Below are 26,794 nucleotides of genomic sequence, written 5' to 3'. Positions count from 1 at the left end.
TTGTTTTAAAAATTATTATGATCATTTTGATTTGTTTTGTGAATTGTTTCAAGTTCAAGCCTTTACACAGCCTGACAGTGTTTCCTGGTCCGTAACAAAAAGGAACCGCACAGAGGATCTCATAATCTCCCATACGGTTCCTATCTTTTTTCTACATTTTACACGGAATGAGTTATATTTCAGGCTGCTGCCTGCTTTTTCGCTCCCAGTCTCTGAAGCAGAATCACACCGCCTACCATCACAAAACCGATCACATCTGTCATGGTTCCAGGAATCAGCAGAGTAATACCACCTACTACAATGAGTGCTCTCATCAGTGGATTCATCTTTTTGTATACGAACCCACTAAGACCTGCTGCCACACCAAAAATACCGATCAGCGAAGTAATGACAATCATCACTACCTCAGCCGGGCCTGCATCAATCAGAAGCATAGCAGGACTCAGTGCACAGATATAAGGCACGATAAATCCGGCAATCGCCAGTCTGGTGGCCGTAAAGGCTGTCTTCATCGGCGAGGACTTGGCTATAGCACTTCCTGCATAAGCTGCCAGGGCTACCGGTGGTGTAATGTCTGCAACGATACCAAAGTAAAATACGAAGAAATGTGCTGAAATTACCGGAATACCGATCTCAGGGCTTACCAGAATCGGTGCACAGGTAGCTGCCATAATACAGTATGTCGCTGTAGTAGGTACACCCATACCAAGCACGATACAGCAAAGCATCGTCAGTACCAGTGCGATCATGGCATGTCCGTTGGCAACGGATACGATCGCCGTGATCATCTTAGATGCCAGACCTGTGGATGTTACACAGCCTGCCACAATACCTGCCATCGCGCAGGCAACCGCTACAGAAATAGTTCCCTTTGCGCCAGATTCCAGTGCATCAATGATCTTCGTAAATGTAATGCGGTCATCTTTGTTAAAAAGACCAACCAAAATGGTTGCTACAATCGCAACAGATGCAGAGAACTGCATAGATCTGGTATTGGTAGATACCAGCACTACCAGCAGTACCAGCGGGAATAACAGATAGATCTTACGGATCAAAACGCTGAACTTCGGCAGCTGATCTTTTGGAATACCTTTTAAGCCCAGCTTCTTTGCTTCCAGATGTACTGCGATATAAATACCTACAAAGTACAGAATAGCCGGCAATAAGGCACGATATGCGACTTCTGCATAGCTGACGCCCATATACTCTGCCATCAGGAATGCAGCCGCACCCATGATTGGCGGCATAATCTGTCCACCGGTAGATGCAGCTGCTTCTACTGCTCCGGCAAACTCACTCTGATATCCCGTCTTCTTCATCATCGGAATCGTCACGGAACCGGTGGTTACGGTGTTACCAACAGAAGAACCAGATACCATACCACACAGACCAGAAGAGATAACCGCAACTTTTGCAGGGCCTCCTGCTGTAGCTCCTGCTATGGAATTGGCCAGATCAATGAAAAAGGTGGAAATACCCGTCCGTTCCAGAAAAGCCCCAAAGATCAGGAACACCACAATATACTTGGCGCACACATCAATCGGAGTATTCATAATACCGGATGTGGCATAAAACTGGTCATAAATTACCTTGGTAGGATCTACGGTTACAAAGGTATACACCAGCAGAATACCTACCACAATCAGAATCGGCACGCCAACACTTCGGCGGCACAGTTCCATCATAGCCAAAATGGACAGGCACGCAATCACCAGCAGGAACATATCTCCTCTGATAAACTTGGGCCGCAGATTTGCCAGTTCTGCTCCATGAATAGATGCATAGAAGAATCCAAATGCGCCTACTGCCATGATCAGGATATCATACCATGGCATATGGTTGACCTTCTGAGTTCCCTTTTTCGCCGGGAAATTCAAATATCCTATCACCAGAATCATCCCAAGGAAATTCATCAGACGAATCTGTCTCATAGCTGTACTGAACAGTGTCACATAGATACTATACAGTGAGAAGAATACCATAAGCCAGCGGATGACCAGCTTCGGCTTTCCCTCCCAGATACGGGTGTTGGATTCTCTGTCATATTTTTTTAATACTTCATCCACATCTGCCGCAGACCCCACTTCTACATTTGCTGCAGATGATTTTTTTTCCATATCACTCATATGGTTTTCCTCCTTCCTTATCTTAAAAAGGCTGAGACAGGTAGTACAGCCTGTCTCAGCCTGCTGCTCATTTTTGTATTCACTGATTGTCCAAGTCGAACATCAATGCTTATTCTGTCTCTACAGTAAGTCCCTTTTCTTCAAAGTACTTTGCAGCTCCTGCGTGATAAGGTACAGAAGTAATGGATGCTGCATAGTCCAGATCCAGCTCTGCGCCCTTTGCATGTGCAGTCTCGATCGCATCTGTGTTCTCAAATACTGCAGATACAAAGTTGTAGATATCATCTTCTGCTACATCATTACTTGCAATCACAACAGCACCAACCGCTACTGTCTTCACGTCTTCATCCAGTCCGTAAGTATCCGCAGAAATGGTGTTCTCTGTGTAGTATGGGCACTCTTCCAGAAGAGTCTTCATATGTTCATCATCAATGCTTACCAGATATACATCTTTAGCTGTACCAAGGTCTGTTACTGCTGTGGTAGGCGCACCTGCTGTGATGAATGCTGCATCGATCTTGCCATCTTTTAAGCTGTCAGCAGAATCTGCGAAAGATTCATATGTAGGGTTGATGTCTTCTTCTGTCAGCCCATATGCATTCAGGAGATCGATTGCGTTGAAATATACACCCGAACCGGAAGCACCGATAGAAACATTCTTGCCCTTCAAATCTGCAACGGTCTTGATATCAGGATTCGTGGTAATGATCTGTACCTGTTCCTGATACAGTGCTGCTACGGTTGAAAAAGAATCAATTGGATCACCCTCGAAAAGATTGATTCCATCATGGGCATATGCCATAACATCACTCTGGCAGAATGCAATATCTGCATCTCCTGCATCTACCTGGTCTACGTTATCTGCTGAACCATTGGATTCTACAGCTGTGACCTTGGTGTCTGTATCGGAGCTAACTTCTCCAGCCAGTACACTACCGAATGCATAATAAGTTCCTGAAGATCCGCCTGTAGCAAATGTCAGATCACCTGCTGCGGAAACGCCTGTAGCAGGTAATGCTGCTAACATAGCTGCTGCTGCTAAAACTGTAAGTTTCTTCATTATAACTTCCTCTCTTTCATAAACCTTTTTTCCCATTTTATCAAAAAGTGAAACATCATGCAATACTTTAGCACATCATTTTGTGAACGAAATTTTTCATAGGGGAAATATAGATTATACCAAAAGGGAAAACCTTTTCTGTCCATATGCTTTTTTGCAAATCTCTCTTTCGCTTTTCAAGATGGCGAATCGGGCTGTGATACCTGGTGCCTGACCACGGATTTCACTTATATTTTCTTTTCCAGGGTTGATTTTGATCGGAATAGCCTACACATGACCGCGGATTTCACTTGTTTCTTCTTTTCCGGGGTCGCATTCGGGGTGCTTTCTTGGCATCTGGTCACGAATTTCGCTTGTTTCTTTTTCTCCACGGTCGAATTGCACTTGGATTCATTTATATCATCCCATTTTCTCTAAGATAATCCAAAAAGCCTTCGCAGCCTTCCAGCACGTCTCTATAAGTCTCATCAAAATTGCCCGTATACCATGGATCTGCAATATCCCGTCCTGATCCGGCAAAGGTAAGGAACTTATAGATCTTTCCCTCTGGATCTCCTTTTAACATTCTGTTCAGATTCCGAATATTCGCCGTATCCATGCCAATGATATAATCAAACCTATCATAATCCGCCCATGTAATCTGCCGGGCTCTGTGAGGCACCAAAGGAATACCGACTTCTCTTAACTTGTTTACTGTACCACGGTGAGGCGGATTACCGATCTCCTCCGTACTGGTCGCCGCACTGTCGATCAGAAACTGATCGGCAAGGCCAAGACTACTCACCATATGGGTGAAAACACTTTCTGCTAAAGTTGACCTGCAGATATTGCCGTGGCAGATGAAAAGTACTTTAATCATATATCTAAAACTCCTTGAAAATGCTGATTTTCCTTGATTTTACGCCACTTTTCGGCATTTCTACGACAGAGGCTTAACAACCATAATTTGGTATAACTATGCTTATTTTGGCTTGTTTTTGCCATCATTTGTCGTAAATTCTGTCGTAAATTCAAAAGATTTACGACACGCACCTTTTACGGTGCGTTGTCGATTTCTTAGAAGCTGTACCTACTACTTTCTGCATTTCTTCCTCTGCATCATCGTAATTCAGATGGGTGTAAACATTCAACGTTACGCTGATGTCACTATGACCCATAATATATTGAAGCGTCTTCGGATTCATTCCGGACTTCGCCATATTAGAACAGAAAGTATGCCTACAAACATGAGGAGTAACTTTCGGCATCTGTACTCTGTAAATCTTGTTGTACTTCTCACGGATATGCTGAAAATATTTCTCCCAGTGAAGTGCCACCATCGGTCTGCCGTTCTTATCCAGAAACAGGAATCCACTGTATCCATCTACCATAGGCTCAACCTTTGGATTCTTTCTGTTGGCAAGGATACGCTGAAACGCTTCCTTCACTTCCGGTGTCATCGGCACCATGCGCTCGCCGCTTTCTGTCTTGGTATCTTCAATGATATATTTCATATCTCTGGTTCTCTGAAGCTGATGATCCACGATGATTCTACTGTTTTCAAAATCAAGGTTTTTCTTCGTCAGTCCTACAAATTCAGAGATACGAAGCCCTGTCTTAAACAGGATATAGATACCATCATAGTACTTACAGAAATGCTTATCGTTCTTTACAAACGCTAAGAAATCTCTTTCCTGCTGTCGTGTGATAGCTTCCCTTGTGACACTATCGTTCACAACAACGGTGTTCAGCTGAAACTCAAACGGATTCTTTACCAGCAAATCATCATCCACCGCCATCTGAAAGGCAGGTCTTACCACCCCACGGATTGTGTGGATAGAACTGTAACCTCTCCCATCAATCTGCTGCATCTTAATCAACCATTCCTTAGCATCGGATACCTTAATCTTGTCAATGCGCTTCTGCCCAAAGGCTTCTTTCTTAATTACATTGACCACAAAGTTATAATTCGCCCTTGTGTTATGACGGACACCGGTTTTCTGGGAAATATATTTTTCCACCAGTTCCAGAACTGTGAAATTACCACCATCCGGTGTGATGTTGCTGTTTAAATCCTTTTGAATTTGCTTAATCTTTTCTCGCAGGGAAATATCATCACGTTTTCCTGCCGGAACTCGGTCAGTCGGAGTCAGTTTCCAACTATACACCGTCTTTCTCTTGCCCCATGCATCATGATACTTATATTCATATTTCCCGTCTTTGCGCTGGCTCTCTCCATTAAATAACTTGCGACCTTTATTGTCTCGTCTTACTTCTGACATTCAGTTCTCCTTTCTATCAACCTAACTGTCATAGAAAAGAGCCAAGCTATGATATAATATAATATCATAAACTTGGCTCTGAATCTATCGTGTATTTGCCGTTTTTATATGGCAGATAATTTCTCATCTACATATTGTTCAAACACCCTGCGCTTGATCTGAGGTCTTGACCCATTCCACAGAATGAACTCTGCATCCGGATTTTCGTCAATCAGCTTTCGAAGCTTTTTATCTCCGATGTGAAAATATTTTGCCGCTTCCTGCACACTCAGAGTGTACTTTCTCCAGACAGGAATATCATACTTATCTACGTTCTGATTCTGTTCATTCACCATAGGCACTTACCCCCTCTTTTTCCAAACAATCTCGTAGCCCAGCACATCTGCCAGTTCTACGGCTTCTTTATAGCGCAGCGTTTCTCGATGGAGTTTCCCCGACAGGTTGGAAATGCTCCTGCTCCATCCATACTGCTGTTCCAATTTACCAAGCACATCCTGCATGGTCACTCCCTCGCACACAAGATGTGATTTCACTTCATTTCGTACATTCATTTTCGCTTACCTCCATAAAAAAGCCTTGCAAAAGGAAATGACAACGAAGTTCGACAACCGACCTTAACAAACTATCAAATTCCAATACAAAGCTCTGCTACTTTAATTCTATTCTTTTTATAATTATAGGTTGTTTTGGTTGTCAGAGTAGAAAATCCTTTGAAAAATAAGGATTTTTCCAGACAACCAAATCGACAACCCGATGACATTTTAACTGACAATTTACTCTGTATTTCCAAAAGGTAGCTCCATCTGTTTGGCTTCTTCCTCCGTCAGTTCTACAAAACCATCAAAATTATTCGTTCCAGTTGTCACAGGCTGGTTGTCACGCTCCCAACCTTTCTGTCTGCCATATCCAGCAAAATGCCTTGGATTCGTAAACTGCTTCCATCCCACAATGGAATTATTCATAATATCGTTGATTTCACGAATTTCCCATTGCTTCGGCTCATCAAATGGATGATTTAAGGCTTCCTTATAAAGCATCTTGGAACAAACCATATTTCCCTTATAGCTATCCAAGAATCCCTGAATCATGCCTGCTTTTGTATCTTCCGGCATGAACTGCTTCTGAAATTCTTTCAGATATTCTTCCATTTCCTTTGAAAGGGAAAGCTGATACTTTTTGCTTCGATAAATCACCATAGCTTCTGCCCACATCTGCTCGATATAGGCTCTGGATGCCTTTTCGTCTTCCATAATGTGTACCTCTGCCTTTTCCGGATAAACCATAATAGGAAGAAATCTGCGATTTCCGGTGCGGTCAAGGGGCAGAAAATCCAATGTATTGGAAGAGCCGCCGAACACGCACTGGCGAAGCCTGTCATCCGGCTGCTTATCATAAGGAATTTTATAAGTTTCCTTTTGACGGCTGAGGAACGATTTAATATCCTCAATGCTTTTTGCATTAGCTGTGGCAATCATCTCCGACATTTCCACAATCCAATGCCCTTGCATTTTACGGAACACATTGTCATCCTCCAGCTTTTTTAAGTCATCTGTAAACCACTCATCTTTTATTGCAAGAAAACGAAAGAATGTGGACTTACCTGCACCTTGCCCTCCCACAAGACACAACATCATTTCAAATTTGCATCCAGGGCGAAAGCTTCTGTGAATGGCACCCAGCATAAACAACTGCATCGCTGTACTGGTATATTCGTTCTTTTCCACTCCAAGAAAATGTGGCAAGGCATTTTCGATACGCTTCTTTCCGTCCCACACTAAACTTTTCAATTTTTCCTGAATCGGATGATACTTATTTTTATCAGCAATTATCGAAATCGCTCTCGAAATTTTTGCTTCCACACTAAGTCCATAATTTTCTTCCAAATATAACATCAGATAGTTTACATCTGTTTCATTCATCACTGGACTTCGCTTATGCCACCATAGCGTTTTCACAATATCCGTTTTTTCCGTGAACAGATTGTAGCGGATACTTTGATGAAGCACTTCGTCCAGACGAAATACGGTAAGACAGTTTTTGATGCTGTTCTTCACACCGCCATTCTCCGTTCGGTCTAAGCGCTCCCTGACCTCGGCAGGACTGCACGGCTTTTCCATATCACTGGCTGCTTCCAATACTTGTTTCTGCTTCTCGGCAGGTAAATTTTGAAATTCGTTGTTCAAGCAATGTCACCTCCTTCCCGTATTCCATTACAAGCAATGCTTTTTCCTCTATTTCTCCAAACACCAGAATATCCAAGAGATATTCCAGATGTGATTTTTTCTGCAAGGCTTCCACAAACAGCGGATGCCATGTTTCATCTTCCATGTTGGGAGCGTAATCCATTTCCCATTTTCTCAGAAGATGGTAGTAGTCTGACAGAACCCGAAAGCAACGCTGTTCGGCTTCTGCATAGATCTGTGCATCTGATTTTTTGTGTACCACTTTCTTCGGCTTTGCTTTTACAGGCTTACTATCATAAGAAATCCCAAAGTCTGAAGCTATCTTTTGTGCTGCTTCCAGACTTGAGATACCATAAAGCCTTGATACAAAATCAATTACATCGCCATCAGCTCCACACCCGAAACAATGAAAACGCTTATCCACTTTCATGCTCGGAATTCTATCATTGTGAAAAGGGCAGGATGCCATATTATTTCTGCGGACTTTCACTCCATATATTTCCGCAGCCTGTCTGGTTGTGACAGACTGCTTGACTGCATCAAACACATTCATGGCATATTCCTCTCCATAGAAAAAGCACCTGACATTTCCGAAGAAAATGACAAGTGCCTGTTAGCGTTCCATATTTTTTTGTTTGATTTTCTTATCCGAATCCCCATCCTTTTTCACAAGTTCTTTATTACGCTGCAATTTTGCAAGCAGCGATTCTTTTGCTTTTTCCTTTACCACAGTCTTGTTCTTTTCTTTGACTGTCGGCAGCTTCAATGCGGTCAAAACTTTATTCAGCAGCTTGTCCGCCGTTTTCTTCATTTTGTTTTGCAGGGCATCCAGAGATTTACTGATGGCAGATTTTTTATCAGCCGAAACATTGCTTTCTTCCGTGATCCACTTCTGATAATTCGCCACAACCTCCAAGTCCTGTTTCTGGGTTTCAGCAAAAACTGTTTCCGCAATTACTTCACATGCTTTCTCATAAGCGGTATCTGCAATTTCTTCCACCAGAGATTCTGCATCCCCCAGCTTCATTGTGATTTCTGAAAGTGCCTGTTCTTTTTCTGCCATGACCTGTTTCTGCTTTTCGATGATAAAATCATTTTTCTCCATATAGGCTTTTCCACCGTAGATTGGCTCACGATCCAGATGCAAACCATAGCGTTCACAAATCTCAAACAACATTTCTCTGCACATAGCATCAAAAGTCTGCTTGCGATTGTTGTGTCTGCCTTTCGGCTTGCTCGGATCAGGAAGCGGTATTCCCAATTCCTCCAATGCCTTTTCCTGTTGGGGGCAAAGCTCACCGTATTGATTTTTGCAATCGAACACATGACGTTCCTGAATGTGGGGCGTCCCCTCATCCAGATGCAATGCCCAGTTCAGAATGTGAACATGAGTACCAAATCTGCTTTCCATTTCTCCAAAGAAATCATTTGCAATCTGCAACAAAATTTCCGGCGGTACAGATTCTTCTACTGTGCCAATCTGGTAAATGGTTTCTTCCGGACAGGTCTTTTTATTTTTCAGCAAATCCTCCACAGTTCTGTTCCTCTCCGGGTGTCGATTCTTTATATTTCTCTCGTTCTGAAAGTAGATAAAATCACTATATTGAGATGTGTAATACATCTGCTCAACTTTCTCAAAAGAAAAATCCTGTTCGGCATCTGCATTACGGTTATCGGAAGTTGTGATTCCACGATAACAATCCCAATAAATATTTCTTTTGGCTCGCTCCACATCAATGTGTTCGCTGTTTTCCAAATCAAACCTACGGTCATTATGCTTTGGATTATAGGCACCATTTTTACCGAAACGACCATTGTGTCGTGTCAACCTCAAAGGCTTTTCCTCCATTTCTTTTTGAGTGTTGTCAAGGAAATCGAAGCAGCTTTTGCTGCTGTCCTGCTTCATTTATGCGCAGGTAATACCCAGTACTAAGTGGCGAAACGCCACTGACTGGGCAAGGCTGCCGCCCTTGACCCGCACAGGGATATTGCATTCCCTGTACCCATGCACAAAGGGCTGCGCCCTCTGTACTCCTGCCGGACAATCTGTTTCAAACCACTGGCCAGTTAGCTCTCACAGCTTCTCCGTTTTCTAAGAACGCTCCACTGGAGCCTTCTTAAAAAATTTCAGGTGATGACTGTTCACCTATATCGTGAACCATCAGCACCTGCTCTCGTATGTCGGTACCTGCATACTCGATTTGTAAATTGCCATGGCAATTTATCTTTGCAAATGAGCAAAACAAAAGTAATTCTATTCCATGTGAATTACCTTTGCTTCAATCATTTGCAGTTCAAAACGCCAGTCCCAGGACTGGCATTTTGATTGCAAACATCACATCACGAAACCTTATGCAGAAACCTGTTCTGCATGATTTTTGTCGCTGCTGATGCCGTACTTTTTCCCAAGAGCCTGGGCAGCTCTTCGTCTTTCCTCACTGTATGGAGGAAGTAGACGAACGGAAACTCTGGACTTCTCCAAAACGTAAGTTACGCTTCCCTCCGCAGTCCATCTGACCAACTTTGCAATCTCCGGATATTTTTTAGAATACTCCGCCAGCCTGCGCTTCAAAGAAGCATTGAATGTATAAATGCTGACAGTCTCTTCACCCTCGCTGGTCAAAATAATCGTTTCTTTTTCGTACTTAGATAATCTCATTAAAACTTCTCCTTTGCATTGTTTTTGCTTTGCCGTTCTACCCTCGATGTTTCCTTGGAGGCATATCCCCTGTTCGGTGCTGTCCAGTCTCCCTTACGAAAGCGCTCCCATTTCGATCATGGCGGTTTATCTCATCTCGGACGGTCATTCAATTTTTCGTTCTCCTCTGAACTGGGTACATCATACACCGAAAAATCGAAAATCCCGTTTTATTTCCACTATCGAAAATCAACGCAAAAATACCCCATTTTTTCCGATTGGAAAAAGCGGGGCAAGTTGTCACTTTATGCAGTTTATGATAGAATATCTGCGTCAGGAGGTGACCTATGAAAGCCCAATTATCGACACAGGAAAAATTATGGGATTTAAGAAAAGAACATGATTATAAGCAGGAATTTGTTGCGAAAGCAATCAACGTCTCCACCGCAACAATCAGCAAATATGAAAATAAAGATAACAAAGAGTTCAATCTCGCCATCCTTTCACGACTTGCAAAGTTTTATGATGTTTCTCTGGAATGGCTCGCAGGAACTACCGAAGTCAGGGAAGAATCTCAAACCGATATTGACGAATTGATGCTGGATGACGAAACCATTGAACTTTTGAAAAGCGGCCGCTTCAACAACAGGCTTTTATGTGAAATCATCAAACATCCAGATTTTATAAAATTGATGACCGATACTGAAATCTATGTTGACGGTATCGCTACCATGCAGATTAAAAATATGAATGACTGGCTGGATGCTGTCCGCCTGCAAATCATTCAACAGAAAAATCCCGATGCCAATGATCTGTACTTAAAAGTTTTGGAAAGTTCACATATTCAAGAGGAAGAATATTTCTTCCATACTATTCACAGCGATTGGGATAATATCGTACGCACCATCCGTGAAAGACACCAGTTCGAAGCAGAATCTGCTCCCATTGAAAGACCGATGTCCAATGATAAAAAGGTACAGCGTTTCTTGCAAACTTTAAAATTCAAGAGCAATCCTATCGAAGAATTCTGGCGTTTCTTCTGCGATGAAATGCAAATTCCATTTGACCATCTTTCTGTAGATGAACATAAAACTATGAAAGATGTATTCAAGCGTTCCAAGCTGCTAAAGGCTCTGCCAAATCGTAAAAAGGGAAAATAAACAGGAGACAATATTATGCCTAAACTTTTAATTGTAGAAGATGATGTGGATATAGTAGAAAATCTTTCCATGCTATTGGAAGATGAAGGATATTCTGTTTGCCATGCACTGGATATGAAAAGTGCTTTGAATAAACTGCATACAGAAAACATTGATCTTGTACTTCTTGATATTACTCTGCCCGATGGGAATGGGTACTCAATCTGTACTGCCGTTAAACGTGCAACAAATGCACCGGTTATTTTTCTTACTGCGATGACAGATGAATCCAGTATCATTACAGGTTTTCAGCTTGGTGCAGACGATTACATTACAAAACCATTTAAACCGATGGAACTGATTTATCGTGTGCGGAACGCTTTGCGTAAGAGCGGAAAAGCACCTTCGGTCTTTCAGGTTCAAGATTTACATATCGATGCCACCAAGGGTATTGTGATGAAAGCTGGAACTGAAATAATTCTCTCTGCTTTGGAATACAGATTGCTTCTGGTGTTTCTTAATCATTTTGGTGAAACGCTTTCTCGTCGAGAATTGTTACATGAAATATGGGATGTTACTGGTGCAGGTGACTATGTCAATGATAATACTTTGACTGTGTACATCAAACGACTTCGTGACAAGATAGAGTCAGATCCTGCCAACCCCGTAATCTTAAAAACCGTTCGTGGTCTTGGATATAAAGTGGGTGATTGATATGAATTTATTCAGAAATAAAGAAATTAAGGTATTTCTTTTCATCTACCTGCTTCTTTCCATCGCTGCATCTGCTGTCGCATCATTAATAAGTGTTTGGTCGGTGGTTTTAGTAGTCGTTATATGCGTGATAAGTGCTTTGCTTTTTATTCTATTTACAAGAAAACGCTATCAAGCCATTTCAGACTTAAGTGCACAAGTTGACAGCATTTTGCATGGAGAATACAACATCAATCTTATTCCCGATGAAGAAGGAGAACTTGCAGTTCTTTGTAGTGAATTAAGCAAAATGACTTTGCGTATGAGAGATCAGGCTGATCGGTTAGAAAAAGATAAACGATACCTGAGTGATTCACTTGCGGATATTTCGCATCAGTTACGTACACCGCTTACATCTATTCGTATGATTGTGTCCAGGCTTGCAGATGATGAGCAAAGTATCGAACAGCAGGAAAATATTAGAAAAGTTAATATCTTGTTAGAACGAACCGAATGGTTAATTTCCACGTTGTTAAAAATAGCGAGGTTAGAATCTGGTACGGTACAGTTTTCTGATGAATCCATTCTAATCGAAGCATTGATCAATGATATACTGGAACCGTTAGAAATACTTATAGATATAAAAGATATTAGCTTATCGTGCGACATAAAGAACAATGCAAGCTTTATTGGTGATCGCCTTTGGAGTACGGAAGCACTCGTAAATATATTAAAAAATTGCATTGAACATTGTCCTAATGGCGGAAAACTGGAAATATTCGCCACAGAAAATCCACTCTACACAGAAGTTATTATTTCAGATAATGGAACGGGTTTTGATGAAAAAGATATTCCTCATTTATTTGACCGTTTCTATCGTGGAAGTAATTCAGCAAAGGAAAGCGCAGGAATTGGTTTGAATCTGTCCAGAATGATAATTTCAAAGCAAAATGGAGTTATTACTGCTGCAAACAAAGCAAGTGGTGGGGCGCAGTTTACAATACGCATTTACAAGGGGGCTATATAGGCTCCCTTGCTGTTTTATTACAATATTGTAATGAAAAAGTCACGTGCTTGATTTTTGAAATTGCTATACTGTATCCTAAATAAATATATCAAAAAGGAGAATACTCATGGAGATATTAAAAGTAGAGAATCTTTGTAAAATCTATGGGAAAGGCAACAATCAAGTACAGGCTTTGAATGATGTATCATTCAGCGTTGAAAAGGGAGAATTTGTTGCAATCGTCGGACAGTCAGGTTCCGGCAAATCTACGCTGTTGCATTTGATTGGTGGCGTGGACAAACCCACCTCCGGACACATTTTTGTTGATGGACAGGATGTGTATAAAAAGAATAAAGAACAGTTAGCTATTTTCCGTCGCCGTCAAGTTGGACTGATTTATCAGTTCTACAATCTTATTCCTATCTTGAATGTGGTAGAGAATATGACGTTACCTCTGAAACTGGATGGGCAGAAAGTAAATGATGAACGTGTTAATGAACTGCTTGAGGTTCTTGGACTTGCAGACCGTAAAAAGCATTTGCCGAGTCAGCTTTCGGGCGGTCAGCAGCAGCGTGTATCTATCGGCAGAGCGCTTATCAACGCCCCTGCATTAGTGTTAGCCGATGAGCCTACCGGAAATCTTGATAGTAAGAGCAGTCAAGAGATTATGGAACTGCTGAAATACTCAAACAAAAAATACGGGCAAACATTGATCGTGATTACGCACGATGAAAATATTGCGTTGCAGGCGAATCGTATCATCAGAATTGCAGATGGTCAAATCGTTTCTGACGAGAAAACTCATTAAGGAGGGCTCGCTATGTGGAACGCTTATAGTGCCAGTTATATAAAAAATAATAAAACTGGCAACAGGTTTATTATGGTAATCTCCTTTTTGGCAGCTATGATGCTTAGCCTTGTGAGTGGTTTGTTCTACAATCTGTGGATAGATCAAGTTAATCAAACCATTGCCGAAAGTGGAACTTCGGAGGTAGCGTTTACCCCGGTGGTCATCGCATACATCGTAGTATTCACCATAGCCAGCCTTGCACTTGTTATGATGATCCACCACGCTTTTGCGGCGACTATGACAAATCGCATCCATCAGTTGGGCATTTTGCAAAGCATTGGTGCAACACCTCGACAAATCAAATCTACGCTTGTCAATGAAGTGGTGGTTTTGTCTTTGCCTGCCATTATTGTTGGAAGCATTATCGGTATTGGCTTATGTTGGGCAGTTATGAGCATTATTATCGGCTCAACTGCTAATTTGCGTGATTACACCTTGACCTTTACCTATCATCCCATTGTGTTTATTGGTTAACTCCAAGATACTGATGGTTGCGGGCAAGAATTTTTACTGTACGACCATCGGAATGATCATAAAGAATAAAGTTTTCCAACAAGTCGAAGAAGTTTTCCTTCTTACAGATACCGCGTAGCATTGTCTCTAAGGCTACATTGCCTTCATCTGCCTCAGACAAACGTTTCCATTCATGGAAGAATTCATACTTACTGCCAAGGGTGCCGACTTTTGCCTCCACGCCGTTTGACAACATCAGGAATGCATTGTAATGGAACAAATGCGGAATGGTATCCAAGTAGTCCGTATAGTTATCGTCATAGGCATTCTGTACATCCACTGTGTTCTTTTTCAGTTCAACAAACAAAAGTGGAATACCGTTTACGAAACCAACAATGTCTGTACGGCGTCGATAGTATTCGCCATGTATTTTTAATTCTTTTATAGCCAGGAAATGATTTCTACTCTGATCGGTCGGATTCTGAAAATCCACAATCTGCGCCTTCTTCTCCTCAGACTGACCATTTGGCTTCTTCATCGTTACTGGTATACCATCACGGATCAGGGCATACTTCTCCTCATTAATCTGCAAAAGAGAAGCCGTTGAGAGATAACTTTCCATCTTTCGCTGTGCTTCATCCATCTGCATAGGCGTAATCCACGGATTCAGAACTTTCAGAGCATTGCGAAAATAACGTACCAACAGAATATCCTTGTAGGACTTTCTGCCAAAGGTACCGTTCTCACCAAGAATCTCTGTATTATAGGCAAACTTTACTTCCCAGCCCAGTTCATGTTCAAGAAGATTGCCAGCAGCTTCTTGGACTAATATATTTTCAGAATAGTCATAGCTCATTGAGCAACCTCCTTTCTTATACTTCGATTTCTCCGCTCATCAGTTTCGGGAGTAAGCGGTCGCGAGCTTCCGCAAGAGAAGCAATATTCTTATCAAGATTTTCTATTTTTCTGAATATTGGCTCGGCAATCTCATGAAACCTGCCTAGCACTTGGTCATTCGGCTTTAACACAATCGCTTTTTCAAAATGCTCGGGTTTCACCGCCGGATATGCGGCACCATTCGTACAGTTAATTAGATAGCCAATAAACGAGTCCTGCGTCACCAAACAATACAAATATGTAAACGGCACTTTTTTCGGTGAAATAACCGCAAACCCCGTTGAGTATACATTTCTTATAGATGGATGCATTACCAATGCGTAAGACCGCAGATTTGGTCTTACCATCCCCCATATTGTATCACCGTCTTGTGCAATTCTTTTTGCTCTTCCTGGTGCATTAGCTAATGTATAACTGGTGATTTCATTTATGTGGCCCAGTCTAACAGAGCCCAAATCTACATATTCAATGTGTGAATAAGGATAGTTTTTTGATATATTTTCCGAATTAATAGCAACTATATTTCCTAATTTACATACTGCCCATCCTTCCGGCACACCATCAACAATGACAGCATCCTCGTAGCCGGGGAAGTGCAAGTCCACGAACCATTCCTTGTAAAGACGCTGCACAGCTTCTTCCAACAATTTGATTTGCTTCTGGTTGTTTTCAATGAGATTGTCATAAACAGAAAGCATTTTAACTATGGCTTTCTGTGAATTCACAGGTGGAACAGCTATTTCAATTTTCTTTAACGAACTAATGGTCAACGCCTTTTGAGATGAGCCAATTGTAGTATTATTCAGAACACCTTGACCTTCAGTAGATCGAACCCAAAAGTAAATGTACTCTGGAATAACATCGGTACTATATTTCCTGAACCATGTCAGGTTGCCATCTTTGAAATAAAAACGATCACTGTCTTTTACTATGTATGGAACTCCTATTGTCCCAACTGAAGTCAACAGCATATCACCAGCAGTAGGGACTCCAAATTTGTTTTTTATTTCTTCATACTTTTCCTCAGAGATGAAAAGAGGCTCGCTAATCTCCATTCCTTGAGAACTCTCAATTATTTCTTTAGAACGATAAAATGGCACTCCACTCTCCACATATTCTGAATAAAAGATTCGCTTGCTAGAAGTTATTTCACACAGTTCTCCAAGTTTTCTTTGTGACCAACTCATAATCCCATCTCCTTCATATTCGCAGAGATGGTATCCATCAAATAATTTGATTCAGCCTGTAAAGAAAGCAATTCTCTATGTATTTCAGCCATGCGTTTCTCAAAATCAATGCCGTCATCTTCCACCGGAGCAACACCAACATACGCCCCTGGAGTAAGGGAGCAGCCCTTTTCTTCAATGATAACGGCACGACTCTCAACCTTGCAAAGACCAAGGATATCCTGATATTCGCCCTCGCCAAATTTCTCATAAAGCCATACTGCTTCTTTAGCCACAGTGATCTCTTCATTTTTTGCTGCAATAAGTTCATCATATTCTGCCTGAATGCGTTTCTTATCCTTTCGATTGGCAGCTTCAGTTTCAATTTTTGCTCGTTTCTGTAAATCTTTCAGTTCCACCTTTAACTGTGAAAGTGCTTCCTCGAAAGAGGCATCTGCACCGAGGGCAGAACGGTATTCAGCAAGAAGTCCTTTATATTTATCAACTTGTCCACGATAGAGCCATACGATTGCATTCATATTTTTCAGTTGCCATTCGCTCCACTCGTTCAAGGTACGGTCAACCACTGTGTAATAATTACGGGCATCAATAAACAGAACCTTGTCCTGCAGTTCGGCAGGCTTGCCCTTATCGAAGAACCAAAGGGAGCAAGGAAGACTCTTGGTATAGAAGAAGTTATTTCCAACAGAAATCATTACATCCACATGGCCTGTTTCAATCAGCTTCTGACGGATATCTTTATCCTTGCCCTGACTATCGGTTGCAGAAGCAGCCATAACAAATCCGGCACGACCTACTTCATTCAGATAGGAGTAGAAATAGGAAATCCACAGGTAATTACCATTACTGATTTCCTTTGTCTTCGCATTCACTCCAGGCAGACCAAATGGTAATCTTCCGGCACTCTGTGCAGATTCAGATTTTACTTTGTCTACATTGAAAGGAGGATTTGCCATAACAAAATCACAGCATCCATTCAGATTGTGAGCATCGTGATAGAAGGTGTTAGCTTCATCACCGGATTTAATAACACCAGTCAGTCCATGTACCGCCATATTCATCAGGCATAGTTTTGCATTATACTCTACCTTTTCCTGTCCATAGAAAGTCATAGCAGAGTTTGCACTCATTCCCAACTGGTTGACAAAGTCTCCACTCTGGATAAACATACCGCCACTACCGCAAGCAGGATCAAGCAGAACACCAGATTGTGGCTCAAGGATATTTACAATCATCTTTACCAGAGATTTTGGTGTGAAGAACACTCCATCATCAGAGGCGATGTTTTTTGCGAATTTATTGAGGAAATACTCGTAGATGCGACCGATTACATCACCACCCACATCATCCAACGCATCATTATTAAAAATACGAATCAGTTCAGAGAGCAGTTCATCTGAGAACATGGTGTAATCCTTCGGAAGAACACCTGTCAGCTGTTCACTCTGCTGTTCAACGAGTTCCACTGCATTATTGACCACTTCTCCAAGGCTGGACATAGTACGTCCCTGTATATCATGTAAATTCTGTGAGGTAATATCTTCCGGCAGATTTACAAGCCATGCATACTGCGCCATCTTTGGAAGATACAATGCAGCCTTTTCATTAAAATCGCTGGCCTCCACAGGCATAACACGACCTCTTCTCACTGGTCTGTCCTTCAAAATCTCTGCCTCAACTAATTTAAAGCGACTATATGCATAACGCAGGAAAATCAAGCCCAACACAGGCATACAATACTGGTTGGATGTTAATTTAGATCCAGCACGGAGTAGGTCGGCAGATTCCCACAGGTCTGCCTCCAGTTTTCTAATATTAATCATGTTTCTTTACCTCCGTTTTATAATTGAGCCATGCCTCCTCGACATTGCTGTATTCGATATTATTTCTATCGCAGAACGCTTTAATGCTTTTCATCGCAGTCAAGTTAGGACGTGCTTTGCCGCATTCCCAACGATTCACGGTAGAGAATGCCACATTCAATTCCTTGGCAAATGCCTCCTGGGTAAAAAAGCTACGTTCACGAATTCTTTTGATTTCATCTGAAAAACTCATATTTGCATCTCCTATTCAGGGAACAATCACTGTTATAGCCCTATTATAGCGTTTTGTAGTCAAAAAATCTACCGCCCTCCGAAATATAAATCAGCTAACAGTAGATTTTCCATGAAACACGCATTGTTATCCCATCCTCTGCTGTTCAATTTAGTCATTATTTTTCAACTTGACTAAATTGAATGTGTGAATGACAATGTTAACCAATATTTTTGTCATATTTTTTATAGTTTTATGCATTGATTTTATGACAGATACATACTATACTATAAATGAACTACAAGGAGGAGGAACATGACCATGGCAAATATCATTGGAAATAATATTAAAACGCTTAGAGATGGAATGGGATTTAACCAGTCTAATATTGCCCGTTTCCTCAATGTCGATCAGAGTTTAATCTCAAAAGTTGAAAAAGGCGAACGCATTTTATCAGCGGATATGCTGGAGAAGCTTGCCTGTCTTTTCGGTGTCTCAGTAGATGCTATTGAAGATAGTGCCATTGAAGCATCAAGTCTGTCATTTGCTTTCAGAGCCAGCGACCTGTCTGCGGAGGATTTGGAAGCAATCAGTGCGATTAATCGTATCGCTCTTAATTCCGAATATATGGCAGAATTATTGAAAGGGTAATGCTTATGATTGATTATGCAGATTTAATGACTAAAGCTGAACGATTAAGAAAACAGCTCGGCGAAGATAATAATTCCCCTATTGATATCTTTGCATTAGCACAGGGAATCGATAGGCTGACGATTGTTTATTATCCATTGGGCAGCAAAATCAGTGGAATGTGTATTAAAGGTGCTGACGGAAGATGTACCATTGCATTAAATTCAGCAATGACATTAGGTCGTCAGCGTTTCTCACTTGCCCACGAATTATACCATTTGTTTTATGACGAGAGCATGAAGTCAGTTTGTGCCAAGTCAATCGGCACAGGGAATGAAGTAGAAAAGAAGGCGGATGCTTTTGCAGCATATTTTTTAATGCCTCGTGCAGCATTAGCAGACAAAGCAGATAGCCTCATTTCCAAACATGGAGGTAAAATCAGCCTTCAGGACATAATTCGTATTGAGCAATACTTCGGAGTCAGCCATCAAACTGCCGTATATCAGTTAAATAACTGCGGCTATATTAATCGAGATGATTTAGATACCTTGCTAAATATCAGTGTAAGACGACAGGCAGAATCGATGGGTTTCAATTCCGATCTGTATCGTCCGCTACCTGAAGAAAAGCAGTACTGCACATACGGCCATTACATTGATCAAGCCGACCAGTTATTAACTCGTGATATTGTTTCGTCCGGAAAGTATGAAGAGTTATTGCTTGCAGCTTTCAGAGATGATCTCGTTTACGGCACAGAGGAAGGTGGTGAATTGATTGACTGAGCCACTTTTCTTTGATACAGATTGCATTTCTGCTTTCCTGTGGGTAGATAATGAAAGTATTCTTTCCAAGCTTTTTCCTGGAAGAATCATTATCCCAAAGGAAGTATATGATGAGCTGTCTCATCCTGGTGTTAATCGTGTTAAAGGATTGAAGGCACAGGTCGATCTAATGCTCCAAGCAGGGGATAGGCAACACCATCCACCTCTGGACAGCTTTCGTGTCTGGTCTGAAAACCAGTCTTACGGTTGCTCTCTGCCGACTTCACCGAGCTCTATAAACTTTTGGAGAGAGCCGTTGCATGCTCCCCGCCATTCGGAGTATTAGGGTGGCGTTTCGAGACGTTACCCCCTCATTTCACCCATCGGAATATCAGTTCTCCAAAGTTTCGGGCTACAATTGCCCTTCGACTTTGTGCGCAAGCTTTTCACTTACGAACGTGTCGCACGGTTGTCATTGCCATAACCTTCCAGAAGGTTGATGACACCCCATACGCCAAGACCCGCCCCGATTGCTACGACCAGGGTCTTCAGAGTAGTAATTGCACTGGTAAAAAATGCCATATAAATCACCAAAACTAACTTTGCCGGGTGTAACCGGGAATGAAAAACGCCGGTAACAATACCGGTGCACCCTGTTAGTTATTCCTTTCCTCATTATTTTCCTGCTCATTCCCGTCTTCTAAAAGATCCATTTCCATCACTTCCACCTCATCATCAGGTTTCGGTGAGTACTTCGGATCCAGTTCTTTTTCCACCTTAAACCGGTTCTTCTCACTGTAATCCGCAAGGAGCCGGTAATTGGGGTGTTTGGTTATATCATATTTGTCCGAATAGAACGGACGGACACCACGGATCTGCAGGATGCATTTCCCGCCGTCCATGACTGCGATCTCATCCTCCGTCATCAGCTGTTTCCCGGTTTTCTGGTAATTCAGCCCGAATGACTTCTGGTTGCTGCGTGTTTCCGAGGTGTTGTAAAGGTCAATCGTCTCCTTTCCCAGAAGCTCACTCATCTCTTTCAGGGTGGTCTTTTCCTTGCCCCCAAGGAACAGCATCGTGTCACAATTCCCCAGAATTGTGTCCGCACTATCCTTGTACATTGCCTTCAGCTGGCTCTGTGACTGCAAAATAATAGAAGCAGAGATTTCCCTGCTTCGGATAGTGGCAATCAGCTTATCAAACTGTGGAATCTGCCCAATGTTGGCAAACTCATCGCAGATGACCCTCACATGGACAGGCAGCCTGCCGCCATATTTATCATCTGCCTTATCACAAAGCAGATTGAAAAGCTGGGACTGCAGCATGGCGATCACAAAGTTAAAGGTGGTATCTGTGTCCGACATAATCAGAAACAGTGCCGTCTTCCGGTCTCCCACCTTATCCAGTTCCATCTCATCATAGCTCATGATCTCCCGAAGCTCGGCAATATCAAACGGAGCCAGTCTGGCACCACAGCTGATCAAGATGGATTTTGCTGTCTTACCTGCCGCCAGCTTGTATTTCTTATACTGGCGTACCGCAAAGTGTTCCGGATTCCTTTTTTCCAGATCCTCAAACAGCATATCCACTGGATTTTTGTAATTCTCGTCATCCTCCCTGGTCTCGCTTTCATTCAGAAGGTCGATCAGGGTGTTCATGTTCTTCTCGTCCTCATCCCCTTCATACCAGATCAGGGCAATCAGTGCCGTGTACAGCAGTTTTTCTGCTTTGACCCAGAAATCCTCGGTTGCCTTTTCCCCTTCCCCTTTGGTGTTGGCGATGATAACCGTCACCAGTTTCAGGATATCCTTTTCAGATTTCAGATAGGCAAACGGATTGTAGTGGAGTGATTTGGAGAAGTTAATGGTATTTAAGACCTTGATCACATAAGGCTCATGCACCACCTTCCCGGATTTATCTTTCACAACATTTCCATGCTTGTCTCTCTTTGGCGGTCCTTTGGCTAACATCTTCCCGCATTCTTCGATGAGTGTTCCCTTGGGCACCATTCCGTCAAGTAGGAATTTGACCAAAATCAATTTTTCTTAAAATGCTGAGAAATCCAGTGTTTATGCGGGTTTGTCGAGTTCTGCCTCTAGTTCATTCTTCATCATCCTCATGATTTTTTGCTGCATGGTTTCCTTGGAATTAGGATCAAAAAAGAGATGAACGTGATAACGAGTGCGACCAATTTTCTTCTCAAAAACTGCGTTTTCCTGTGAAGAATTTGTCTCCTGTACAGTAACGATTTCATTCTTATTTTCATTATTCAATGTACTTTCCTCCTTAAAACAGACAGTTGGAATCTTCATTCTGCTGTGTCTGTATCTACAATTTCATGCAATTAAAAAAGCAGCTGATTCCATTTATGGTCAACTGCTCGTCCTTTACTTTGTATTTTTTCTGGAATTATTTTGAGAATTATGAATATACTAAAAAAGGGGTTGGCTTTCCACATCTTCATAAGCATCATGGCTATTTTGAAAAACCATATTGAAAATCAGATAGACTGGTGTTATATTAGAGATAGGAAAAGCACCCACTCCAAAGTGGATGCCACCCAAGAAGGTTATATGTCCTTATGGACACCGCCTATCCTGTGTGTCAGACAGGATAGGCATTTTTATTTTCGCTTATTTCTCTTATCGAGAAAGGTAAGCAATGCAATGAGTAAACCTCCAAAGGATATCAGCAATGCCAATATCCCAAGGAAAACCATAATGGTCTCATAGTCTGTCATATGCACCACCTCCCTTCCGTTGTATTCCGGCAAAGCCGGTTTCTCTGGTTAGGGAGGCTACCACCTGTCATGGGCACTTTCCCACAGCAGTTACGCTGCAGGACAATCATATCATTGAACCTGTCTGATTGCAATCTGTTCTCTCAAAAATCTCCGAAAAAAGCAAGTGGCAGAGTGGCAGACTTTAAGGTATCTATAGAATTTATCTGTTTTTCCAAAAAATCCTGCCACTTACTCTGATTTCAGCCGGACAGTATTATCCTTTCCATTTTCTCTTCCATAGATCAGCCGGTCTCCCATGCGGTTCCGGACATCTCTCATGGTTCTGGATGAAATATTCATTTCGGCAGCTTCTTTCTGGATGCTTTTCAATGGAACTTCTTTTCCATCTTTCAGCATTTCCTCCATCAGCCTCATACCTCTTTCCAGTTTTGTTTCCACCCGTTTCCCCTCTTTACCGTTCAGGAGATCGTCCGCATTGATGTCATAGCCACCGATCCACCGGAAACCTCCTTCATCCCCCAGCTTAAACGCAAGGGTCTCCCCCGGAGGGGCAAGAGAACTTTTCTCATGGATCAGCACTCTCGTTGTCGGGTCTTTCTTTACCTTTCCGATAAATAAAAGGCTTCTGACAGCAGCCATGATGTCAATGGAGCCCAGCCCCCGGTAGGTACTCTGCGTACCGCAGGCTTTGTTCAGATGCCCGATGAGCACAATGGCACATCCGGTCTGTTCCGCCACATTTCCCAGTTTCCGGAATACCGGACGGACTTCATTCGCCCGGTTCATATCCACATCCGCACCGATAAATGCCTGCACCGGGTCAATGATCAATAGTCGGACTTTGTTCTGCCGGATGGCTCTCTCAATCCGGTCATCCATCAACGTCAGTGGGATTTTTGTATCATCAATCACCATGACCCTTGAAAGGTCGGCTTCGCATTCGATCAGCCTTGGTTTGATGGTATCTCCCTTTCCATCCTCGGCAGTCTGGTAGATTACATTAAATGGTTCTGTCTCCTCCATATTTGGGAGATATTTCCGGTTGGTGCAGGCTGCGGTCAGCTTCATGGCAAAATACGTTTTTCCTTCCCCCGGATTGCCCTGAATGATGGTCAGCTTGCCAAAAGGGATATAGGGAAACCAGAGCCATTCCACACTTGTGGCTTCCACATCCTGATAATAAATCATCGGCACGATCTCTTCTTTTTCCGGTGCTTTCAGCACAACCGTATCTGCAACCGGGTTCCTTCCCCTCATTTCTTCCTGATGGCAGATGATTTCATTCCAGTCTTTCAGAACCGGCTTTAAGCGGATGATCCGTTCACAGGGAACCTCTTTCCCGGCAATCTTTTCACAGGCTTCCTCCCCGGCTTTGTCATTATCAAGGCAGAGAAATACCGAAGTGATATTCGGGCTGTCAGAAAGAAAGGCTGTCAGTGCCCTGTCCGATGTACCGCCCAGGCTAAGATAGCTTCTCTGTTCCCAGTCTTTCGGGAACAGCTGAATAAAAGATAAAAGGTCAATCGGTGCTTCAAACACATACAGCTGGTCACTGCTTCCTCTGTAGCAAAAACTGTACTCTTTCAATGAACCAGCCACATCTCCCCGGAATTTTTCTTCTTCCGTTCCCCGGATGTGGGCGTACCGGGGAATCCCTGAATGGTCTTTCCCGACAAACACGATATTATGGTGCTTTTCATCCTCATAAATATCGCCATTCCCAATAAATACCTTTACCAGATCCTCTTGTATTCCTCTGGTCTTTGTCAGATATTCCAGTATCTTTTTTTCATCCCTGTTTCTCCTTGGAAGCCGGAAATCAGGCGAAGGGGCGGGGATGCCCTGTTTTGGGGCATCCTTCGCCTCCCGCCTTTCCTCCCCCTCTTCCCCGGTCAGTTTTTTCATTGCTTCCGGAAATGTCAGTCCATAAAACTCCATCACAAAATCAATCGGTCCACCGCCAGTCCCCCGGCTGTGCCGGAACCAGCAGTTTCCACGGACAGTCACGCTGTCATGAGCCATCCAGCGGTACTCCTTCCCGCTTTTTATCAGCTTCTCGCCCTGTGACTGTAAAAATGAAACGAGGTCAGTGGATTTTGCCCGCCTGACCTGCTCTTCTGAATACTGCATTTTCATTTCCTCCTTATAAACTCATGTCATTTCTTTTGATTTTTTTCTTTGATGCTTTTCTTTCTTCCTCCTCTCTCCGCTTGATCTCCTTGTTTTTGTTCAGCTTCTCCAGAACGGAAGTCCTTTCTTCCATTGGTTTCGGGGAATATCCTTTTGCCTGAAATGAAATCGGATGCTGCACAGATAGATCTTCTTTTTCTGATCGCCCGGTGTTACCGGACTGCATCTGGGATTTTTCATTCAGCATGACATCAATGCATTTCTGCACTTTCCTGACCATTTTTAATTCCTCATCATATGGAGTAAGGTCTATATTTGAATCCCGGTTCAGTGCCTCCAGCTTTTCCTGCTCTTTTTTCCACTGTGCCACCGGCAGCTTCCCCTCTGCATCCCGGTAGGGTTTCAGCCTCCGTTCACACATCCGGTACAGGTCGATCTGCTTTTTATGCTCACTGTAATATTTCTGCTTGGAACCCTTAAAGAAAATCTTATGGTATTTATCCATAACCGGCTGCAGCTTTTTCATTTTCTGGTCATAATCCATCAGTTCCCGGTACCCGGCAATCTCTCCCCTCCGGGATTTGATTTCGGAACGGATGCCACCCGCAACCGTCTGTAATTCCTCTACTTTCTGGTTCAGCTGTTCTACAGTTGCGATCTGGTTCACCGTCAGGTAATTCACTGCCTCTGCAAACTCTTTCAGGTTCGTCAGGTGTGCTTTCCGGCTCCCATACTGGTAGGTATCTGCCACTTTATCACGTTTCTCATAATAATCCTGCAGGCTTTCCATCAATGTAGGGTTTGCCTTCCGGTACAGTTCTGCACTGACCTCTTCCCGGAATGTTTTCGCCCACACAAGGGATTCTTTTAAATGGATCCATATCTCATTTAATTTGCGGATTGCCCGGTTCAGGTCTCCCACTACTGTCCGGATGCCTTTCCTCTCCATCGCCCGGACTTCATATCCCTCATGGATCGTAGGGATCAGTTCAATCCCCTGTTTCTCATAGGAACGATGGTCTATCCTTGCTGCCAGACCATTCTCCCTGAATGCTGCATTGACTTTATCCGCCCACTGTTTTCTCCATTCTTCCAGAAGTTCCGGGGAATTCCAGCCGGTAGTGGATACAGCAGAAAAGATATATTTCCCATTTTCATCCCGGATACGGTTTCCATCCTCATCCAGCTTGTAATCCCGCCGCTGTTTCTTTCCCCATGTCCCATCCGGATTCATCGGGCGGATGGGAACCAGCACATGGAAGTGGGGATTGTCGGCAATCTCCGGGTCACTGGATTTCCCCTCATGGACTGCCATATCCACGATCATTCCCCGGCTGACAAACTGTTCCCTGCAGAACTCCCTTGCCAGCTCCACATTTTCTTCCATGGTCAGCTCATTTTGTAATGCAATATTAAAAGAATAAGCAAGCTGTGCCCTCTTTCCTTTCTCCCCAAACTCCACTTCATTCCAGAGTGTCTGACGGTCAGAGAAACGGTCCTGCACATAATCCGGCAGCATGATCTCGTCATAGATCACCCCCTGCTTTCTGGTGTAATCATGAATTTCCTCGTAATAATCATTGTGCAGTTTCTGCCCGGAAATATAAGCTGCGGAACCCACCACCGTCTGCCCTTTGCCCCTTGATACCTGCTTTACAGAAAAATGATACAGTGACATTACTGCTCCTTTCCGGAAGATGCCAGACTGCGGTTATATTCGGAATGGCTCACTGACCATTCCAGCATTTCATGTACACTCTTCATGTGAGCGATACATTTCAAAAATGCCCGGAACTCTTCTTCTGTCAGTACCTTAACTTCCGGGAATGCTTTCTCCACCTCCGCACCTCTGACAATCAGGCTGTGGTTCCTTGCTTTCCGCTTTGCCACCTTCATCTGCTGTTTGGCAATGTTCAGCCTGTGATGTTGTATAAATAAAGTTGACACCTTATTCTCAAAGAATTCATGTATAATAAAGAGAATAAGGAGGAACTCTCAATGTC

Annotated in this window: 27 protein-coding genes and 1 pseudogene; 7 read left to right on the top strand and 21 right to left on the bottom strand. The window is 42.8% G+C overall.

Going from position 1 to position 26,794, the window contains the following annotated elements; translation table 11 throughout:
- Window positions 1-179: 179 nt before the first annotated feature.
- The 10 genes from OCV47_RS00135 to OCV47_RS00090 form a co-directional block, all read right to left on the bottom strand.
- Window positions 180-2,126 carry a TRAP transporter permease gene (locus OCV47_RS00135; RefSeq protein WP_262652935.1) on the bottom strand — a complete coding sequence of 649 codons (1,947 nt, stop codon included), beginning with the start codon at window positions 2,124-2,126 and terminating at the stop codon, window positions 180-182.
- 109 nt (window positions 2,127-2,235) lie between these two features.
- Window positions 2,236-3,186, bottom strand: a complete 951-nt coding sequence (locus OCV47_RS00130; RefSeq protein ID WP_256301469.1) for a TAXI family TRAP transporter solute-binding subunit — start codon at window positions 3,184-3,186, stop codon at window positions 2,236-2,238.
- A 394-nt stretch (window positions 3,187-3,580) separates the two neighbouring features.
- Window positions 3,581-4,045: a low molecular weight protein-tyrosine-phosphatase gene (locus OCV47_RS00125; protein ID WP_256301465.1), complete on the bottom strand. Its 465-nt coding sequence runs from the start codon at window positions 4,043-4,045 to the stop codon at window positions 3,581-3,583.
- A gap of 160 nt (window positions 4,046-4,205) precedes the next feature.
- The gene (locus OCV47_RS00120; protein WP_262652931.1) at window positions 4,206-5,447 is read right to left on the bottom strand and encodes a site-specific integrase; all 1,242 of its coding nucleotides are present in this window, start codon (window positions 5,445-5,447) and stop codon (window positions 4,206-4,208) included.
- A gap of 104 nt (window positions 5,448-5,551) precedes the next feature.
- Window positions 5,552-5,782 (bottom strand): excisionase, encoded by a 231-nt coding sequence (locus OCV47_RS00115; protein ID WP_262652929.1) that lies wholly within the window; start codon window positions 5,780-5,782, stop codon window positions 5,552-5,554.
- A 6-nt stretch (window positions 5,783-5,788) separates the two neighbouring features.
- On the bottom strand, window positions 5,789-5,998 hold the full coding sequence (locus OCV47_RS00110; protein ID WP_262652927.1) for an LLM class flavin-dependent oxidoreductase: 210 nt from the start codon (window positions 5,996-5,998) through the stop codon (window positions 5,789-5,791).
- Window positions 5,999-6,220: 222 nt separating this feature from the next.
- Entirely contained in the window at window positions 6,221-7,564 is a 1,344-nt protein-coding gene (locus tag OCV47_RS00105) for a virulence-associated E family protein (protein WP_262653434.1), read from the bottom strand.
- 1 nt (window position 7,565) lies between these two features.
- The gene (locus OCV47_RS00100) at window positions 7,566-8,183 is read right to left on the bottom strand and encodes a CHC2 zinc finger domain-containing protein (protein ID WP_262652925.1); all 618 of its coding nucleotides are present in this window, start codon (window positions 8,181-8,183) and stop codon (window positions 7,566-7,568) included.
- A 60-nt stretch (window positions 8,184-8,243) separates the two neighbouring features.
- Window positions 8,244-9,464 (bottom strand): serine/arginine repetitive matrix protein 2, encoded by a 1,221-nt coding sequence (locus OCV47_RS00095; RefSeq protein WP_262652923.1) that lies wholly within the window; start codon window positions 9,462-9,464, stop codon window positions 8,244-8,246.
- Between the two features lie 516 nt (window positions 9,465-9,980).
- Window positions 9,981-10,289 (bottom strand): molecular chaperone, encoded by a 309-nt coding sequence (locus tag OCV47_RS00090; protein ID WP_262652922.1) that lies wholly within the window; start codon window positions 10,287-10,289, stop codon window positions 9,981-9,983.
- Between the two features lie 326 nt (window positions 10,290-10,615).
- Between OCV47_RS00090 and OCV47_RS00085 the strand changes: the two genes are divergently transcribed.
- From OCV47_RS00085 to OCV47_RS00065, 5 genes are all read left to right on the top strand, one after another.
- Window positions 10,616-11,428 (top strand): helix-turn-helix domain-containing protein, encoded by an 813-nt coding sequence (locus tag OCV47_RS00085; protein ID WP_262652921.1) that lies wholly within the window; start codon window positions 10,616-10,618, stop codon window positions 11,426-11,428.
- Between the two features lie 15 nt (window positions 11,429-11,443).
- The gene (locus tag OCV47_RS00080; protein ID WP_262652919.1) at window positions 11,444-12,121 is read left to right on the top strand and encodes a response regulator transcription factor; all 678 of its coding nucleotides are present in this window, start codon (window positions 11,444-11,446) and stop codon (window positions 12,119-12,121) included.
- A gap of 1 nt (window position 12,122) precedes the next feature.
- Window positions 12,123-13,127 carry a sensor histidine kinase gene (locus OCV47_RS00075; RefSeq protein ID WP_262652916.1) on the top strand — a complete coding sequence of 335 codons (1,005 nt, stop codon included), beginning with the start codon at window positions 12,123-12,125 and terminating at the stop codon, window positions 13,125-13,127.
- Window positions 13,128-13,233: 106 nt separating this feature from the next.
- Window positions 13,234-13,914, top strand: coding sequence for an ABC transporter ATP-binding protein (locus OCV47_RS00070; RefSeq protein ID WP_262652914.1), 681 nt, complete (start codon window positions 13,234-13,236; stop codon window positions 13,912-13,914).
- 12 nt (window positions 13,915-13,926) lie between these two features.
- Complete coding sequence (locus OCV47_RS00065) at window positions 13,927-14,430, top strand: FtsX-like permease family protein (RefSeq protein ID WP_262652913.1); 504 nt, start codon at window positions 13,927-13,929, stop codon at window positions 14,428-14,430.
- Here OCV47_RS00065 and OCV47_RS00060 read toward each other — a convergent pair.
- The 4 genes from OCV47_RS00060 to OCV47_RS00045 are packed head-to-tail and all read right to left on the bottom strand — an operon-like array spanning window position 14,420 to window position 18,548.
- On the bottom strand, window positions 14,420-15,265 hold the full coding sequence (locus OCV47_RS00060) for a type I restriction endonuclease (protein ID WP_262652911.1): 846 nt from the start codon (window positions 15,263-15,265) through the stop codon (window positions 14,420-14,422). The two genes, OCV47_RS00065 and OCV47_RS00060, sit on opposite strands and share 11 nt — an antisense overlap.
- Window positions 15,266-15,281: 16 nt before the next feature.
- On the bottom strand, window positions 15,282-16,493 hold the full coding sequence (locus OCV47_RS00055) for a restriction endonuclease subunit S (protein WP_262652909.1): 1,212 nt from the start codon (window positions 16,491-16,493) through the stop codon (window positions 15,282-15,284).
- A complete protein-coding gene (locus tag OCV47_RS00050) occupies window positions 16,490-18,316 on the bottom strand; it encodes a class I SAM-dependent DNA methyltransferase (RefSeq protein ID WP_262652906.1) in 1,827 nt (608 codons plus the stop codon). The genes OCV47_RS00055 and OCV47_RS00050 overlap by 4 nt, the downstream gene beginning before the upstream one ends.
- Window positions 18,309-18,548, bottom strand: a complete 240-nt coding sequence (locus OCV47_RS00045; protein ID WP_262652905.1) for a helix-turn-helix domain-containing protein — start codon at window positions 18,546-18,548, stop codon at window positions 18,309-18,311. The genes OCV47_RS00050 and OCV47_RS00045 overlap by 8 nt, the downstream gene beginning before the upstream one ends.
- Before the next feature lie 300 nt (window positions 18,549-18,848).
- Between OCV47_RS00045 and OCV47_RS00040 the strand changes: the two genes are divergently transcribed.
- Window positions 18,849-19,178 carry a helix-turn-helix domain-containing protein gene (locus OCV47_RS00040; RefSeq protein ID WP_262652902.1) on the top strand — a complete coding sequence of 110 codons (330 nt, stop codon included), beginning with the start codon at window positions 18,849-18,851 and terminating at the stop codon, window positions 19,176-19,178.
- Between the two features lie 5 nt (window positions 19,179-19,183).
- On the top strand, window positions 19,184-19,939 hold the full coding sequence (locus OCV47_RS00035; RefSeq protein ID WP_262652899.1) for an ImmA/IrrE family metallo-endopeptidase: 756 nt from the start codon (window positions 19,184-19,186) through the stop codon (window positions 19,937-19,939).
- Between the two features lie 429 nt (window positions 19,940-20,368).
- Here OCV47_RS00035 and OCV47_RS00030 read toward each other — a convergent pair whose 3' ends face one another.
- The 7 genes and pseudogenes from OCV47_RS00030 to OCV47_RS00005 all read right to left on the bottom strand — a co-directional run bounded on the left by OCV47_RS00030 (window position 20,369) and on the right by OCV47_RS00005 (window position 26,738).
- A complete protein-coding gene (locus OCV47_RS00030; protein WP_087315783.1) occupies window positions 20,369-20,500 on the bottom strand; it encodes a Maff2 family mobile element protein in 132 nt (43 codons plus the stop codon).
- 74 nt (window positions 20,501-20,574) lie between these two features.
- Window positions 20,575-21,921: pseudogene (locus tag OCV47_RS00025) on the bottom strand (VirD4-like conjugal transfer protein, CD1115 family); the annotation flags it as partial.
- 66 nt (window positions 21,922-21,987) lie between these two features.
- The gene (locus tag OCV47_RS00020; RefSeq protein WP_262652896.1) at window positions 21,988-22,191 is read right to left on the bottom strand and encodes a transposon-encoded TnpW family protein; all 204 of its coding nucleotides are present in this window, start codon (window positions 22,189-22,191) and stop codon (window positions 21,988-21,990) included.
- A 350-nt stretch (window positions 22,192-22,541) separates the two neighbouring features.
- Window positions 22,542-22,658 (bottom strand): putative holin-like toxin, encoded by a 117-nt coding sequence (locus OCV47_RS15810; protein ID WP_331481072.1) that lies wholly within the window; start codon window positions 22,656-22,658, stop codon window positions 22,542-22,544.
- A gap of 231 nt (window positions 22,659-22,889) precedes the next feature.
- Window positions 22,890-24,791, bottom strand: coding sequence for an AAA family ATPase (locus tag OCV47_RS00015; RefSeq protein WP_262652894.1), 1,902 nt, complete (start codon window positions 24,789-24,791; stop codon window positions 22,890-22,892).
- Between the two features lie 13 nt (window positions 24,792-24,804).
- Window positions 24,805-26,469, bottom strand: a complete 1,665-nt coding sequence (gene mobQ, locus OCV47_RS00010) for a MobQ family relaxase (protein ID WP_262652892.1) — start codon at window positions 26,467-26,469, stop codon at window positions 24,805-24,807.
- Window positions 26,469-26,738: a DUF3847 domain-containing protein gene (locus OCV47_RS00005; RefSeq protein ID WP_262652890.1), complete on the bottom strand. Its 270-nt coding sequence runs from the start codon at window positions 26,736-26,738 to the stop codon at window positions 26,469-26,471. Before OCV47_RS00005 ends, mobQ begins: the two co-directional genes overlap by 1 nt.
- Window positions 26,739-26,794 lie beyond the last annotated feature (56 nt).

This window comes from Muricoprocola aceti (genome assembly GCF_025567005.1).
Classification (GTDB): domain Bacteria; phylum Bacillota; class Clostridia; order Lachnospirales; family Lachnospiraceae; genus Marvinbryantia; species Marvinbryantia aceti.
Note: the sequence above shows the minus strand (reverse complement) of the source record. Positions and strands in the feature narration are given on the sequence as shown.

What these genes read in the sequence shown, in the direction of transcription:
- OCV47_RS00135 (WP_262652935.1), bottom strand. Translation starts at nt 2,126, where the DNA reads ATGAGTGATATGGAAAAAAAATCATCTGCAGCAAATGTAGAAGTGGGG.
- OCV47_RS00130 (WP_256301469.1), bottom strand. Translation starts at nt 3,186, where the DNA reads ATGAAGAAACTTACAGTTTTAGCAGCAGCAGCTATGTTAGCAGCATTA.
- OCV47_RS00125 (WP_256301465.1), bottom strand. Translation starts at nt 4,045, where the DNA reads ATGATTAAAGTACTTTTCATCTGCCACGGCAATATCTGCAGGTCAACT.
- OCV47_RS00120 (WP_262652931.1), bottom strand. Translation starts at nt 5,447, where the DNA reads ATGTCAGAAGTAAGACGAGACAATAAAGGTCGCAAGTTATTTAATGGA.
- OCV47_RS00115 (WP_262652929.1), bottom strand. Translation starts at nt 5,782, where the DNA reads ATGGTGAATGAACAGAATCAGAACGTAGATAAGTATGATATTCCTGTC.
- OCV47_RS00110 (WP_262652927.1), bottom strand. Translation starts at nt 5,998, where the DNA reads ATGAATGTACGAAATGAAGTGAAATCACATCTTGTGTGCGAGGGAGTG.
- OCV47_RS00105 (WP_262653434.1), bottom strand. Translation starts at nt 7,564, where the DNA reads ATGGAAAAGCCGTGCAGTCCTGCCGAGGTCAGGGAGCGCTTAGACCGA.
- OCV47_RS00100 (WP_262652925.1), bottom strand. Translation starts at nt 8,183, where the DNA reads ATGAATGTGTTTGATGCAGTCAAGCAGTCTGTCACAACCAGACAGGCT.
- OCV47_RS00090 (WP_262652922.1), bottom strand. Translation starts at nt 10,289, where the DNA reads ATGAGATTATCTAAGTACGAAAAAGAAACGATTATTTTGACCAGCGAG.
- OCV47_RS00085 (WP_262652921.1), top strand. Translation starts at nt 10,616, where the DNA reads ATGAAAGCCCAATTATCGACACAGGAAAAATTATGGGATTTAAGAAAA.
- OCV47_RS00080 (WP_262652919.1), top strand. Translation starts at nt 11,444, where the DNA reads ATGCCTAAACTTTTAATTGTAGAAGATGATGTGGATATAGTAGAAAAT.
- OCV47_RS00075 (WP_262652916.1), top strand. Translation starts at nt 12,123, where the DNA reads ATGAATTTATTCAGAAATAAAGAAATTAAGGTATTTCTTTTCATCTAC.
- OCV47_RS00070 (WP_262652914.1), top strand. Translation starts at nt 13,234, where the DNA reads ATGGAGATATTAAAAGTAGAGAATCTTTGTAAAATCTATGGGAAAGGC.
- OCV47_RS00065 (WP_262652913.1), top strand. Translation starts at nt 13,927, where the DNA reads ATGTGGAACGCTTATAGTGCCAGTTATATAAAAAATAATAAAACTGGC.
- OCV47_RS00060 (WP_262652911.1), bottom strand. Translation starts at nt 15,265, where the DNA reads ATGAGCTATGACTATTCTGAAAATATATTAGTCCAAGAAGCTGCTGGC.
- OCV47_RS00055 (WP_262652909.1), bottom strand. Translation starts at nt 16,493, where the DNA reads ATGAGTTGGTCACAAAGAAAACTTGGAGAACTGTGTGAAATAACTTCT.
- OCV47_RS00050 (WP_262652906.1), bottom strand. Translation starts at nt 18,316, where the DNA reads ATGATTAATATTAGAAAACTGGAGGCAGACCTGTGGGAATCTGCCGAC.
- OCV47_RS00045 (WP_262652905.1), bottom strand. Translation starts at nt 18,548, where the DNA reads ATGAGTTTTTCAGATGAAATCAAAAGAATTCGTGAACGTAGCTTTTTT.
- OCV47_RS00040 (WP_262652902.1), top strand. Translation starts at nt 18,849, where the DNA reads ATGGCAAATATCATTGGAAATAATATTAAAACGCTTAGAGATGGAATG.
- OCV47_RS00035 (WP_262652899.1), top strand. Translation starts at nt 19,184, where the DNA reads ATGATTGATTATGCAGATTTAATGACTAAAGCTGAACGATTAAGAAAA.
- OCV47_RS00030 (WP_087315783.1), bottom strand. Translation starts at nt 20,500, where the DNA reads ATGGCATTTTTTACCAGTGCAATTACTACTCTGAAGACCCTGGTCGTA.
- OCV47_RS15810 (WP_331481072.1), bottom strand. Translation starts at nt 22,658, where the DNA reads ATGACAGACTATGAGACCATTATGGTTTTCCTTGGGATATTGGCATTG.
- OCV47_RS00015 (WP_262652894.1), bottom strand. Translation starts at nt 24,791, where the DNA reads ATGCAGTATTCAGAAGAGCAGGTCAGGCGGGCAAAATCCACTGACCTC.
- mobQ (WP_262652892.1), bottom strand. Translation starts at nt 26,469, where the DNA reads ATGTCACTGTATCATTTTTCTGTAAAGCAGGTATCAAGGGGCAAAGGG.